Source organism: Hymenobacter nitidus, assembly GCF_020447315.1.
In the GTDB taxonomy this organism is placed as follows: domain Bacteria; phylum Bacteroidota; class Bacteroidia; order Cytophagales; family Hymenobacteraceae; genus Hymenobacter; species Hymenobacter nitidus.
Genome location: NZ_JAJADQ010000012.1, coordinates 96,974 through 111,486, shown reverse-complemented (window position 1 = coordinate 111,486; position 14,513 = coordinate 96,974). Strand labels below are relative to the sequence as shown.

At 61.7% G+C, this 14,513-nt stretch carries 8 protein-coding genes; 1 reads left to right on the top strand and 7 read right to left on the bottom strand.

What is annotated here, in order from left to right:
• Positions 1-45: 45 nt before the first annotated feature.
• The 6 genes from LGH70_RS19955 to LGH70_RS19930 all read right to left on the bottom strand — a co-directional run bounded on the left by LGH70_RS19955 (position 46) and on the right by LGH70_RS19930 (position 11,775).
• A complete protein-coding gene (locus LGH70_RS19955) occupies positions 46-1,566 on the bottom strand; it encodes a tagaturonate reductase (protein ID WP_226189384.1) in 1,521 nt (506 codons plus the stop codon).
• 161 nt (positions 1,567-1,727) lie between these two features.
• Positions 1,728-3,512, bottom strand: coding sequence for a RagB/SusD family nutrient uptake outer membrane protein (locus LGH70_RS19950; RefSeq protein ID WP_226189382.1), 1,785 nt, complete (start codon positions 3,510-3,512; stop codon positions 1,728-1,730).
• A gap of 21 nt (positions 3,513-3,533) precedes the next feature.
• Complete coding sequence (locus LGH70_RS19945; RefSeq protein WP_226189381.1) at positions 3,534-6,851, bottom strand: SusC/RagA family TonB-linked outer membrane protein; 3,318 nt, start codon at positions 6,849-6,851, stop codon at positions 3,534-3,536.
• A gap of 193 nt (positions 6,852-7,044) precedes the next feature.
• On the bottom strand, positions 7,045-7,227 hold the full coding sequence (locus LGH70_RS19940) for a hypothetical protein (RefSeq protein ID WP_226189379.1): 183 nt from the start codon (positions 7,225-7,227) through the stop codon (positions 7,045-7,047).
• 172 nt (positions 7,228-7,399) lie between these two features.
• Positions 7,400-9,037, bottom strand: a complete 1,638-nt coding sequence (locus tag LGH70_RS19935) for a glycoside hydrolase family 43 protein (RefSeq protein ID WP_226189378.1) — start codon at positions 9,035-9,037, stop codon at positions 7,400-7,402.
• 92 nt (positions 9,038-9,129) lie between these two features.
• Positions 9,130-11,775: a pectinesterase family protein gene (locus tag LGH70_RS19930; RefSeq protein WP_226189377.1), complete on the bottom strand. Its 2,646-nt coding sequence runs from the start codon at positions 11,773-11,775 to the stop codon at positions 9,130-9,132.
• A gap of 350 nt (positions 11,776-12,125) precedes the next feature.
• On the opposite strand from LGH70_RS19930, the gene LGH70_RS19925 reads away from it, so the two are divergent.
• Entirely contained in the window at positions 12,126-13,892 is a 1,767-nt protein-coding gene (locus LGH70_RS19925) for a T9SS type A sorting domain-containing protein (protein WP_226189375.1), read from the top strand.
• Between the two features lie 74 nt (positions 13,893-13,966).
• On the opposite strand, the gene LGH70_RS19920 is transcribed toward LGH70_RS19925, so the two are convergent.
• Positions 13,967-14,182, bottom strand: coding sequence for a hypothetical protein (locus LGH70_RS19920; RefSeq protein ID WP_226189373.1), 216 nt, complete (start codon positions 14,180-14,182; stop codon positions 13,967-13,969).
• Between the last annotated feature and the right edge of the window lie 331 nt (positions 14,183-14,513).

The following is a 14,513-nucleotide window of genomic DNA, read 5'->3' as shown; positions in this document are numbered from 1 at the left end:
GGCAGCAGCGGCGCGACCCAGGCTTTTCAGCAGTGGTGTATTGGTTTAAGCCGACACCCGGGCGTGCAGATGGCTGGCTACGGTGGCGTACACGCCCTCGTCGAGCATGCGCTGCAGGCAGCTGGCTACCTGCGCGGCAAAGCCCGGCAGCAAGGCCAGATCGTGGTTCCATAGGGCCTGGTTGCGCAGCACGGTGGTGGTCAGCTCCGTGGCGTCGAGGCGCTGCCAGAGGTCGGCGAAATAGCCGGCCTTCTCATCCTGAATCGGGTAGGCTTCGCCGTTCAGTTCGCCGTACCAGGTATGGTCCTGCTGGTGGGTGCCGCGCATAAACAGCAGATAGGCCGCGAAGCCCAGGGCCGCGCAGGCGGGCACCTGTTGCTGCCGCTCCACGTAGCAGAGCAGCGTGGCTACGGCTCGCATCTGCAGCTTGGCCGAGTAGTTGAGCGTGATGCCCAACCAGCGGTGCTCGATGTAGGGGTTGCGGAACCGGTCGAGCACCTGGCGGCCAAACTCGCGCGACGCCTCATCGGCCACCGGATACGGAATGCCGGCCCGCAGGTCGTCCTGCATAAGGTGGGTAATGTAGCCGCTCATCACCTCGTCGTCCATGGCGGCGCGCACCGTATCGAAGCCGCTGAGGAAGGCCAGGCCGCAGCTGAGCGTGTGCGTGCCGTTGAGCAGGCGCAGCTTCAGCTCCCGGAACAGGTTGATGTCGGGCTGCACCACCACGCCGGCATCGGCCTGCTCGAAGGTCAGCACCTGCCGCACCTTGTCGTCGCCTTCGATGGCCCAGAGCAGGTAGGCTTCCGACATGGTAAGCAGATCATCGGAGTAACCCAGCTCGGTTTCCAGGGCGGCCTGCATGGCGGCGGCTGGCCGGCCCGGTACGATGCGGTCCACGAGGGAATTGCAGCAGGTATTGGCCGTTTCGAGCCAGTCAATGAAGTCTGCTTCCAGGCCGTTGCGGTGGGCCAGCTCCAGCAGAATAGCCTCGAGCTTGGTACCGTTTTCCGGAATCAGCTCGGTGGGCACAATCACCAGGCCCTTGTCGGGAGCGCCCCCGAAAGCCTGCCAACGGGCATACAGCACGGCCAGCAGCTTGCCCGGAAACGACACGGGCGGGGCCTGCCGGATGTCGTCGGCCACGAGTTGAATGCCGACTTCGGTGGTGTTGGAAATAACGATCTGCAGGTCGGGGCTCTGGGCCACGCGCAGCACCTCGGCCCACTGGCTTTTGGCCGACAGCACCCGGCTGATGGCCGAGCTGACGAGGTTTTCCTCGACCTGCTGCCCGTCCTCGATGCCGCGGATGCACAGCGTGTAGAGCCCATCCTGGCGCGTGAAGGCGGTAATATCGCCCCCATCGGTCGATTTGACCACCACCACCCGGCCGTTGAAGATGCCCTGGCGGTTGGCCTTGTCGATGAGGTAATCGGGCAGGCCGCGCAGCAGCACGCCGGTGCCGAACTGCAGCACCTTCTCGGGCAGGGCCAACTGGGCGGCTTCGGGCAGAGTTACGGCGGCGCTGCTGAGCCGACCGAGCGTATGGGTAGATAATTCTCTCATGATCAGCGGATCATATGCGGTGGTATTTCCTTCTCTCCAATTCTACTTTTTTGCGGGCATCCTGCCTGTGGCTCGCCGGGAACCAAACGTCCCCGGCGCCGGCCTCCTAAGCGGGGCAGCGGCCGAGGACGTTGGGGACACGGCGAGCACAGGCCACCGGGTTAGTAGCCCGGGTTCTGCTTCAGCTTGTTGTTCGTGTTCAGCGACGTAGCCGGAATGGGCAGCAGCTGACGCGTGGGCACGTAGCCCGAAGCAATGTCCGCAATGCGGTTTTCGCTGATGGCCGAGCGCCAGGCCACCGCCGACATACCAGCCGGGGCAGTAGCCGGGGCGGGCCGGTAGAGCGAGCGAGCAAACTTGATCTGGCCGTTTACTACCGTGAAATATACCGTCAGCGGAATGTTGGCGTACGGGCTGGTCGGTGTCTTGTCGGCCATCCACTTACGCAGGGTGCTTTTGGCCTCGTCGAGCTTGGTGCCCAGCAGGTTCCAGCGGATCAGGTCGTACTTGCGGACGCCTTCGCCCCCGAATTCCAGGAAACGCTCGTTCTGCAGGAAAGTCGCGAAGGTTGCCTGGTCGGCGGGCGCCTTGCCAGCAGCCGCGGCATTGCCTTTGAAGCCACGCAGGCGCACTTCCATCAGGGCCTGGGTGGCCGAAACGCCTTTGTAGGTAGCCGTGGGGCCGGCCAGCTCGTTTTGCGCCTCGGCAAACATCAGCAGCACGTCGGCAAAGCGGATCAGGGGCCAGTTGTAGCCCAGGCTCTGCACCGAGGCACCCGAGATGAGCGGGGTACGCCAGTCGCGGCGGAACTTGCCGTCGTAGATGGTAATCAGGTTGGTAGCCTTCTGCGCGTCGTTCGACTCGATGGTGTAAGGCGCCAGCGTCACGTCGCGGCGGGCGTCCAGGGAGTCGAAGGCGTAGAAGTAGGTGGGCAGGGCCGTAATGGCCCCGCTCGAGGCGCCGTACTTGGGCGAGGCATTGATGCGGGGGCCGTTGTAGTAGCCCAGCTTGCTGTCGGAAGCGGCACTGGCGCCACCCATGCCCACCTCGAACATGATTTCGCGGTTAGCGTCGCGGCGCAGCTCGTTGATGCTGCGGAAGGTTTCCTCGTAGCTGCTGTTGATGTTGTGCTGGTTGCGGTTCACCATCAGCTCCTGGCACTCCATGCGCACGGTATCCAGGAACTGGCGGTAGTCAGGAGCCCGCTCCACAGCGCCGAGCTGGTTCAGCGAGTAGCCGGCGCGGTAGAGGGCTATGCGGGCCCGCAGGGCTTTCACGGCGCCTTTGGTAATACGCTCATCGGCCGAGGCAATGGCGGTGCGCCACGGCACCAGCTTGGCGGCCTCGTCGAGGTCGGCCAGCAGCCGGTCATAGATTTTGAAGCGGTTTTCGCGCGGGATGTTGAAATCCTGGCCCGTTACCGAGGGCTCAAACTGCGCGGGCACGTCGCCCCAGTTGCGGATCAGCTCGAAGTAGTACTGGGCGCGCAGGGTGAGGGCCTCGCCGTGCAGGCGCTTGAGGGCCGCCATCTCGGCACCGCTCTGGTACTGGGGCATCTGCGGGATGTACTTGATGCAGATATTGGCGCGCTCAACGCCCTGGTACAAGGCGTTCCAGGGGTTCTGCACCTCGGCGTTGGTAGCCACCGACGAGTAGCGGGCAATGCCGCGGCGGCCGGTGCCGGCGTCGTTGCCGCCCTGGCTGCTCTGCATCTCATCCGAGTCGAAGGGGAAGAAGCTGCTGAGGCGGTTGCCGTAGCCGGCGTCGCCCGAGAGCGGGTCGTAGGCACCCATCACGGCGCTGGTGGCTCCGCTCACGGTGCTGAACACCTGCTCCGTGGTATCGAATGAGTTCGGCTCGATTTCCAGGAAGTCTTTGCAGGACATGACACCCGTCAGACAGACGATGCCCAGGGCGGCGATGGTAGGACGAAATATGCGTTTCATGGTGGGAAACCGTTGCTACTATTAAAGGGAGAGGTTGATACCAAATAGCAGGGCGCGGCTGCGGGGGTAGGCCGCGTAGTCCACGCCGGGCGTCAGAGGCGTACCGCGGCGGGTATTTACCTCGGGGTCGAAGCCGGTGTATTTGGTAAACGTGTAGAGGTTGTTGGCCGTCACGTAGAAGCGCACCTGGGCGAGCTTGGCGTACGACGACACCGTTTTGGGCAGCGTATAGCCCAGCGTCAGGTTGTTGATGCGCAGGAACGAGCCGTCTTCCACAGCCCACGAGTGGGGGAACAGCTGGCGGGTCGGGGTCCAGATCTTGGCGTTCTGATTCAGGCGGCGCGAGGTTTCCAGGTCCGTGATGATGACGCCGTTTTCGTCGATGGTGCGGTACCGGTCGTTCATGATGGCCAGGCCGTTGCTCAGGTAGGAGTTGGCCAGGTTCGAGGTCAGCTCAATCTTGTTGGCGTTGTAGATGTCGTTGCCCACCACCCAGTTCAGGAAGATGCTGGCATCAAAGCCCTTGTAGGTGAACTGCTGGTTCAAACCACCTGTGAACTTCGGGTTGGCGTTGCCGATAACCGTGCGGTCGGCGTCGGTTACCTTGCCGTCACCGTTCACGTCCTTCAGCTTGATGGTGCCCGGAATTACTTCCTCGTTCTCGCCGCTATAGCCCACCACGCCGCGGTCTGACACGACGCCTGGCTTCAGGTTCCACTTACCGTTGCTGTAGCCTTCGAAGTCATCGGCGGTGTAGAAGCCTTCCGTTACGTAGCCGTACATCAGGCCCACGGGCTGCCCAACGGCCACGTAGTAGTCGGCGGTGATGGCCGTGCTGGCCCAGCCCGAGTATTGCAGCGGGAACGGGTCGGGACCCAGGTCTTCGACGCGGTTGCGGTTGAAGGCCACGTTGGCGTTAGCCGACCAGGAGAAGTCCGGGGTTTGGAGCACCGTGCCGGTTGCCTGCAGCTCCAGGCCGCGGTTGGTGGTAGCGCCAATGTTCACCAGCTGCGAGGGGTAGCCCGAAATTGGCGAGATAGGCAGGTTCAGGAGCAGGTCGCGGGTGCGGTTCGAGTAGGCATCCACGGTAATCTGCACGCGGTTGCTGAACAGGCTCAGGTCTACGCCCAGGTTGCGCGAAATGGTAGTTTCCCACTTCAGGCCTTCGTTGAACAGGGAGTTTACCACGGCACCGGGTACCAGACCATCGTTGAGGGCATACTGGCCCGTGGTGCGGAAAGCGGCGCGGTACAGGTTGTCCGGAATCCGGTTGTTACCGGCTAGGCCGTAGCTCAGGCGCAGCTTCAGGTCGGAAACCGTGTTGGCAAACGGCTTCATGAACTCTTCCTGCGAAATACGCCAGGCCAGGGAAGCAGCCGGGAAGAAGCCCCAGCGGCTGCTGGTGCCGCCTCTGAATTTCGAAGAGCCGTCGGCCCGGAACGTACCCGTCAGCAGGTACTTGTCGTCGAAGGAGTAATTCACGCGGCCAAAGCCCGAGAGCAAACGCGCCTTGATGGGCTGGTCGGTCCGGGGAGCCGGCTGCTGGGTAGCCGGGGCATTAGGGTCGCGCTGGTTGATGTTGTTGAAGGCTTTCTCGTAGCCAATCGTCAGCGGCAGGTAGTAGCTGTCTACGTTCTGCGTGTTGAACTCCTGCATGTAGATTTCGTGGCCAGCCAGAGCGTCAAACGTGTGCTTGTCCTTCTTGAAGTTGTAGCTGAACACGTTCGAGTTGTTGAACGTGACCTGCGTACCGGTGGCAATGCCCAGGAAGGGCAGACCCGAGAAGTTGGCGCCTTTGATAACGGGCGAAAACTGGCCGTTGAAGGTTTCCACGCGGGTGTTGGTGTTGTCGAAGCCAACGGTGGAGCGGAACGAGAAGTTCTTGGTGAAGTTGAAGGTAGCGTTGCCGCCCAGGTTGAACAGGCGACGCTTATCGGCGCGGTACTCGTTTTCCAGGGTCAGCACCGGGTTCGACAACGAGCCTGAGGTGCGGAAAAACTCGTCGTCCTCCAGGTTTTCGTTCGGGTCGATGGCTCCGGGGCGGGCCAGGGCCAGCGGCTGGTACACAATAGTGTTGCGCAGACGCGTGTTGGTGGTAGAGCCCGAGCCCTGGTTCGACGTGCCCGAGCCCTCAATGGTCTGGTCGTTGAAGCGGGTGCTGATGCCGAACTTGAACTTGTCGCTGGCCTTATGGTCGAAACGGAAGTTAACCAGGTTGCGGGTAAAGCCCGAGTTCATCTGGATACCGTCTTCCTGGTTGCGCGTCAGGCTCAGGGAGAACGTCGAGCCCTTGCCCCCACCCGACACCGAGAGGTTGTGGGTTTGCTGGAAAGCGTCGCGGCCAAATACCTTGTCCTGCCAGTCGATAAACTCGGCGCTGCGGGCGCGGCCCAGTGTGTCGTAGCCGAAGATGTCGTTGCCGGCCGCATCCTTGCCCACGGGCTGCGAGTAGTCGCGCGTGTCGCGGAAGGTCGTAGAGCCAAAGCGGCTTTTGATGGTGCTCAGGCCAGCGCTGCCGGCCTGGGCAGCCTTCTCATACACGTAGTCTACGTATTCGTTGGGCTTCATTACGTCGAGCGTCTTGGTAATGCGGCGCACGCCGGCAAAGCCGTTGTAGGTCACGTTCAGCTTGCCTTCGCGGCCGCCTTTAGTCGTGATAATTACTACGCCGTTGGCACCGCGGGCACCGTAAATAGCCGTGGCCGAAGCGTCTTTCAGCACGTCAACCGAGGCAATATCCTGGGGCGAAAGCACCGACAGCGCATTTTCCAGCTGCACGCCGTCTACAATGTACAGAGGCGAGTTGTCCTGGGTGATAGAGCCGCCGCCGCGCACCCGAATGCGGATGTCGGAGCCGGGCTGGCCTTCCGAGGAAGTTACCTGTACGCCCGCCAAGCGGCCGGTCAGGGCCTCCGCAGCCGAGTTTACCGGCACGTCCTTGATCTGCTTGGCGCTTACCGAAGCCACCGAGCCGGTTACGTCTTTGCGGGGCACCTCGGCGTAGCCAATTACCACTACATCCTCCATCACCTTTGTGTCGGGGCTGAGCTGGATGGCAATGTTGCTCTGGCTGCCGCTCACGGGCACATCTTTGGAGATAAAGCCGATGTAGCTCAGGCGCAGCACCACGTCGGTGGCGTTGGCGGGCAGCGTAATGCTGAACTTGCCTTCCATATCGGTGGAGGCACCGGTGGTGGTTCCCTTCACCACGACCGTTACGCCGGGCAGGGCCTCATCTTTTTCGGTAGATCGGACGACCCCCTGAATGCTGCGCTGCTGCGCTACCGCGTGCAGCGCAACGCTGAGCAGCAGCCAGACGAACAGTATGTACTTTCTCATTGGAATAGATGTGTGGGAATTGGAAAATGACTGGCGGAAAGGAGTTTCGTAACCTGCAGCCGATAGGTGTGGAGAGACTCACCGGCACCGCAGACAGCCTGCGGCCGAAACACTAAAACGCTTTTTGTACTCTTACCTGTTGATGCGGCTAATTTTGTATTGTTAGCCGATTAATCGGTTCTATAAGTTTACACTAACCCTTTCCAATAGCGAAGAAGTAAAGGGTTTTTATTTGTGCAAACGTTCCCGGCAACGTTGCCACCGCCCAATTTAACTTCACTTTGTCCAATAAATTAACACAAATAGTCATATTTATAGGCGCATTTGATTTTTGCGTACCAGTTGCCTCCATTCCTACCGAATTGAATTTTTCCAACTTACTGAGTAAACACTCACTTCGGCGCGAGTGAGTGCCTTTGCTTAAGCAGAATTCCCTGGTCCAAGTTCCCTGCCCGAAGGCTGGCAGCAGTAGAAATTTTCTACTGCTGCCAGACACGAAAAAGGCCCGCAGAAGTATCTGCGGGCCTTTTCCATTGGGTCGTGGCTAATTACTCAATTCGAAACCAGTCGATGTCGGCCGCGCCGGCGTCGTTGGTTTTGGCGGCCCGGGTGCAGAACAGGCCCACTTTAGCGCCAATCCACTTGCCTTCCCGCGCCTGAAAAGCCGGCCCGACAGGCTGGTAGGTTTGCCCGTCGAGGCTGTAGCTGAACTGGCACTTGGCCCCCGCCCCCACGGCCACCCGCAGGTACACGGGCTGCTTGGCCGCCACCTCCGCCACGGGCGCGCCGGTAGTTTCGGCGCTGCCTTTGTCGGCGTTCTGGCAGGTGGTCTGGCTCAGCTGCAGCTTGCCGCCCTTGTTGGTCAGCGACAGATAGGCGTAGTCCAGGCCCATTAGTATCAGCCCGGTTTTCTCGCCCTCGAAGCGCGGCGTGAAGCTCAGCTTAGTCGTGGCGGTGAACACCTCCGCCGGCAGCTTTTGCAGCAGCAGATTGGGCACCTGCCAGAAGTTCTTGTAGTCGGTGGGCACCGGCACCGAGTAGAGGCGCAGGGCGCCCGCGCCGGTCGAAAAAAACCAGCCCACCTGCGGATTGGCGTGCCACTGCCACTGCAACCCCAGCTGCTGGCCGTCGAACTCGTCGGAAGTAGCCGGAGTGGCCAGGGCGGCGGGCTTGCCTTTGCCCGTGGGCTTGCGGAAGGTAAGTACCGGCTCACCTTTGCCGTCCCCGTCGGGGTCATTGCCGATGACGGGCCAGTCGTTTTTCCAGACCATGGGCTGCAGGTGCACCACGCGCCCGTAGGGGCCCTGGTCCTGGAAATGCATAAACCAATCCTCGCCCGTGGGCGTGTCAATCCAGGCACCCTGGTGAGGCCCGTTGATGGGGGTTTTGCCCTGGTCCATCACAATCCGGTCTTCGTAGGGGCCAAATACATTTTTGGAGCGCAGCACCACCTGCCAGCCGGTAGCCACTCCCCCACCCGGCGCCATAATATAGTAGTAGCCGTTGCGCTTGTAAAACTTGGGCCCCTCGATGGTCGGGTGCTGCTCGTGGCCGTCGAATACCAGCCGGTCGTCGCCGAGCAGGCGGGTTCCGTCGGGACTCATACGGCTCACAGCAAGCACGCTCTTGAAACCGGCCCGGCTGCCCGCAAAGCCGTGCGCAAGATAGGCCTGCCCGTCGGCGTCCCACAGCGGGCACGGGTCAATCCAGCCCTTAGCTTCCTTCACGCACACTGGCACCGACCATGGCCCGGCCGGGTTTTTGGCCTTGGTCATGAAGATACCCAGGTCGGGGTCGGGGTAATAGATGTAGAACTCCTTTTTGTGGTAGCGGATGGCCGGGGCCCACACGCCGTTGCCGTGCTGAGGCACATCGTAGCGGGCCTGCGGGGGCTGCTGGGTGAATACCGCTCCGATAATTGACCAGTTCACCAGGTCGGTAGAGTGTAGAATCTGCAGGCCCGGCACGGCATTGAAGCTGGAGGACGTCAGGTAGTAGTCGTTGCCCACGCGCACCACGTCCGGGTCGGAGTAGTCGGCGTAGAGCACCGGGTTCTTGTAGGTGCCATTGCCCAGGTCGGGCACCCAGACTTTCGATAAGGACGAGCTTTGGGCCGCGGCCAACCGGGGCAGACAGCAAGCAGCCGCCAAAGCAGCCAGCAGAAGGATTCGGGTTGATTTTACCATTCAGAAACGGTTGTTCGGCAGATAAGAAAAGGGTTCTACTAAAACGCAAAACGGCCCCGGAAGCAGCTTCCGGGGCCGTTGTCACAGGACGGTTAGTTGCGGATAAACTTGGTTGTCAGGCTTTCCCGCCCACTGCTGTAGCGCAGCAGATACGTGCCTTTCGCCAGACTTTCCAGCGTCAGCGGAGTCTGTTCCGCTCCCGGCCTGGGGCTGAAACCAGCGACCCGGCGGCCATCAAAGGAATATACCGTTACGGCCGCATCGGCGCCAGCTTTGGGGTGAGTCAGGGTTAGCTGCTGCTGGGCCGGGTTGGGGTACACGGCCAGGCCGGCGGCCAGGGCTGCCGCGGCGTGAGTGCTCGTAATGGTTAGCGCTTCGCCTTTCACTTGCACGTCGCGCAGCAGACCGTAGCGGCCCGAGCTGCCGCTGCCGCAGCTCCAGTACATTCGGATAGTCAGCGTCTGGCCGGCGGCCAACGGCACACCCGAAGCGCCGGCCAGGGCCAGGCGGTAGTTTTGGTTGGTGCCCGTGTTCTGGTTATTGAGCACGATGGGCGTGGCGAAAGCGCCGTTGGCGGTGCTGTTCAGCGCGCCGGCCGGACCCATGCCGCCCGATACGTCGGTGGAATCAGCGGTGGTGAAGCCGGTGCGTGAATACACCACGGCCAGCCGGGTGTTGCTGTTGGTGTTGAAGAAGGCCGACCACAGCAGCACCGAGTCGATACGGGCCGGGCCGCCGGTGGCCGTAATAGTGAACTGCTCGTAGAAGCGGCGGTTCAGGTTGCCGCCCGGGCCGGCCACGGGAGCAGCCGTGCCCCACGAGCCGTCGCCGTTGGTGCTGGCCCCGAAAGCCTGGCCGTAGCGGGCCGAATAGGCCGGCACGGTCGCTACCGTCGTGCCATTGGACACGTAGAGGCGACGCAGCGTGGGCGTGCTAGCCGCTACGCGCGGCGAGCGGACCGCGGCGCTATCCTGGGCACTCACGCGCAACGACCACATCTGCAGGCGCTCCGAAACGGGGGCAGTGGTATTCACTTTCGTACCGCTCACGGGCACGGCTACCGTGGCCGCGCCAGTGCTGCTGTGCGTGATGTTGCCCGCGTAAGTACCAGCCGCCGCCGCATTGAGCCGCACGCTGATGGTCGTGTTGGGAATAGCGTTGTTGGTAGCGGTAAGCACCAGCGGCGTGGTGGGCGTGTACCAGTTAGTGCCGCCGTTGGGCGAAATCTCATAGCCGGCGGGTGGCGTCACGGTTACGTTGACAGTCAGGTTCTCGCCCGTTAGCAGGTAGGTGCGGGCCGCCGAAGGGCCGTTGGCGTACTGCGCAAACGTACCCAGACTACCGGTGGTGCCGATGGTGGGGACGCGCGACACCTCCAGCGTATCGGTGATTTGCGTGGCCAGACCGGCTTTTGAGGCGCGGATGTAGTAGTAATAGGCGCCGCCGGCAGCGGGCAGAGCATCCGAAGCCTGGAAGTTGTAAGTCGTATCGTTCGGGGCCACGATATCGGTACCGACTTTGGCGTAGGTGCCCTTGCGGGTGGTCGAACGGAACACCTCAAACGTGGCCTGGTTCACGGCCCAGGCCATGTTCCAGGTGAAGGTGGCCGTGGTGGCACCCTTGGTGGCGCGCAGGTTAGTAACGGCAATGTCGGGGGTGAAGCGGGTGCAAACGCCGGGCGCTACGGCACAGGGGTCCCAGGTGCCAAACAGGTTGGCTACCGTGTACTGGGCCGTGTCGGCGGCGGTGTACTGCTTCGACCAAGGGGCACGCTGGCTCACGTTGATGGGGCGGCCGTCGAACTTGCGGCTGTTGTACTCGGCGTAGGTAATCAGAGCGGTGTTGGTGCCCGCGTCCCACACCTGCCAGCCCTCGGGCTTGATGATGCCGGTAGCCATGGTGGTTTTAAGCCATACTACCTTGTTTTCGGCCAGCGGCGAGCTGCCGGTCGAGTTCTGCCAGGGGCGGCCCAGCACGTAGCTGGTTGTGCCGCGGTTGGCCGGAATGGTGCAGCTGCGGAATACGTAGCCGAAGGCCTGCCCGGGCTGGGTGTTGGCGGCGGTAATGTAGCTGCCACTGAGGCCGTCCTGCCGGGTTTTGGCGTACACGATGCACCGCTCAAACACGGCGCGGGAGCTACCAAAGATAAAGTCTACGGTGCCGTCGATGTAACAGTCGCGGAAGTACTGGCGCAAGCCGTTGCCGTTGGCCAGCACCGTATCCTGCCCGCCCAGAAAGCGGCAGTTCTTGAACACGGCGCGGTCGGCATTCACGTTGATGGCCAGGGCCTGGGGCGCGTCGCCGGTGGTGTTTTCGAAGGTCAGGTTCAGGGCCGAGAAGTCGGGGGCGTTGATGGTCACCGAGGCCGAGTTGGACGTGCCGTAGGTGCCGCCGCCGGGCATGGGCTTGCCCGAGAAGTCGTCGAAGGTCAGGATGGTATTGGCCACGCTCTGGCCGATAAACTGCAGAAATGGCTTGTTGGCCGGCACGTTAATTTTCTCCTTGTACTTGCCGTTTTTGATGTAGATGGTGTAGGCGATGGTGCGGCCCGTGGGAGCAGCATCTACGGCGGCCTGCACCGTGCGGAAGGTACCCGAGCCGTCTTTGGCCACAATGGCGTCGTAGGTTTGGGCCTGAGCGGCGCTGCTCAGAATAAGGGCGGCCAGCAGGAAGCACAGCGCCAGCCAGTGGCGGCAGCCCGGTGTGGAAGCCCCTGAATGCGTACGGATTGAAGTCATAGAAATGGGGTTTGGGGGGAAGTACCAGAGCTTAATAGTAAGCTGATTGCCCAGCAGTATCAGGCCTGGCCCCCTCCTTTATTTGCGCAATCGTTGTCGGGAACGTTGCCGACGCCCTTAGCCCGCCTCGGCGTCAGAGCCGAAGGGAGGTCAAGTGAAGTGAGTACCCACCTACCGCGGCTGGTTTCAGCCCGACCTTTGGCAACGTTCCCGGTAACGATTGCGCGAATAAAGTCTGGCTCTCCTTCGGCTTCCGCCTCTACTATTGAGTAATATCAACTTCTGCTTGCCGCACTCCGCCGATGGTTTTCGCGGGCGGCGCTGCTTCCATCCCACTCAACCGAGGCTTTATGCATTCGAACTTTACTTTCCGACAAGGCACCATCCGTACATTCAAGCGGCAACTGGGCCTGGCCTTTACTGCCGCGCTGCTGGCCTCCGCTTCCGTGGCTCAGGCTCAGCTGGTGGCGTTTCCGGGGGCCGAAGGAGCCGGTAAGTTCACTAAAGGCGGCCGCGGCACTCTGACTGTGCCCACCACCGTGTTTGAGGTAACCTCCCTGGCCGACACTAACACGCCCGGCACGCTGCGCTACGCCCTGGCCCAGACGGCCACGCACCGCACCATCGTGTTTCGGGTGTGCGGCACCATTCGCCTGACCTCGGCCCTGACCATCAATAAGGCCAACACCACTATTGCCGGCCAGACCGCGCCGGGCGAAGGTATCTGCCTGGCCGACTACCCGGTTACCATCAGCGCCGACAACGTTATTGTGCGCTTTCTACGCTTCCGCATGGGCGACCGGTTCCAGAACAAAGGCATGGTGAACGGAGCCGGGGCCGATGATGCCTTTGGCAGCACGGGCCGCAAGAACATCGTCATCGACCACTGCACCATGAGCTGGAGCACCGACGAAGCCCTGAGCGTGTACCGCGGCGACAGCACGACCCTGCAGTGGAACCTGATGAGCGAGCCGCTCGACTACTCCTACCACTTCGAAACCGGCGACACCGACTTTGAGCGCCACGGCTACGGCGGTATCTGGGGCGGCCGGAATGCCTCGTTTCACCACAACCTGTTTGCCCACTGCCGGGGCCGCAATCCGCGCTTCGAAGGTAGCCGCAACCTGCCGCCCTACACCGCGGGCCAGGAAAACGGCGACTTTCGCAACAACGTGATTTACAACTGGGCCAGCTACAGCACCAACGGCGGCGAGGGCGGCAACTACAACGTGGTGGGCAACTACTACAAGTACGGCCCCAGCACCAGCACTGGCAACTCGAGCAGCGTACCGGTGCGGTCCATGATTATGAACCCGGGCAAACAAACCACGGCCCCGGTGCTGCCCTACCCCAAGGTGTACATGACCGGCAACTACGTAGACGGCTACCCCGCCGTGACGAACCGCAACTGGCTGGGCGTGGTAATGGCTGGCGGTGCCCGCACCGACACAGCCCAGTCCAAGGTTACGACGCCGTTCAACATCCTGCCCATGCCCACCCAAACGGCCCAGCAGGCGTATGAGGCCGTGCTGGCCAACGTGGGGGCCGTGCTGCCCGCCCGCGACACACTCGACCAGCGCATCATCAGAAACGTGCGCGAGCGGAAAGGCCGCCTCATCGACGTACAGGGCGGCTACGCCCACGGCACAGCTTTCAGCACCTCGCAGAGTGCCTGGCCCGTGCTGACCTGCGGCCCCGCCCCCGCCGACACCGACCATGACGGCATGACCGATGCCTTCGAAGCCAGCAACGGCCTGAACCCGAACGACCCCGCGGACCGTAACGTGCGCGCCGCCAACGGCTATACCATGCTCGAAAACTACCTGAACGGCATTGCCTCGGTGGTGATGGGCAACAAAGCCGACCAAGCCGACAAAGCGGGCCTGAGCGTGTACCCCAACCCGGCCGGCGCGCAGTTGACCGTAACGCACCCCGTAGCTGGCAAAACGGCCACCGTAACGGTATTCAGCGCGGCCGGTCGGCAAGTGGCTCAGTTTCCGGTGGTGGTGGGCACGACCAGCACGGCCCTAGAAGCCAGCAAGCTGGCCAGCGGCATTTACCTGGTGCGCTACCAGGACGCCAAGGCCCAGCTCACCACGAAGTTCGTGAAGCAATAGACACTTCTTGTACCCAGAAAAAGCCCGTCGAAGCTACTTCGACGGGCTTTTTCTGTTGCATTTGCGTGTCGGCCTTAGTCTTCCATAGCCGAGCCTTCGGCCTGGGTGGCGAGCCAGCGCAGAATATCGTCCGTGTCGTAGGGGTTGCCGGTGCGCACCGAGTGAATGGCGGCCAGCTTCCAGTTCAGCAGGTCTGCGGGCTTGCGGCGGCGGTTGAGTACCCGCTCGGGGTGGGCCACCAGCCACTGCTCAACCAGCAGGCGGGCCCGTTTTGCGTCCTGATTTTCCATAGGGCTAAGAAGAAGAGTGAATACCTTAATATACGGGTTTCCAACCCTAAAACAAACTGACTATCAGAGTATTAATCTAATTCTACCATAGTTACCGGCGCAGCATCTCACGGGCTTGTTGCAGGAAGGCCAGACGGCGCTTCATGACTAGAGTAACGGATATGGGGCTGGGTGGGGCACAGTAACACAGGCTTATAGCCTGATATGCCGGTTAGCAGAGCGAAAATAACGTCCGGAAATTTGCTTCGGCTCCTACCTATCAAAACGATTGTGCAAACGAGCCCGATACTATTAGTTTGATAATCAACATGATATGTTTATACATCTATTG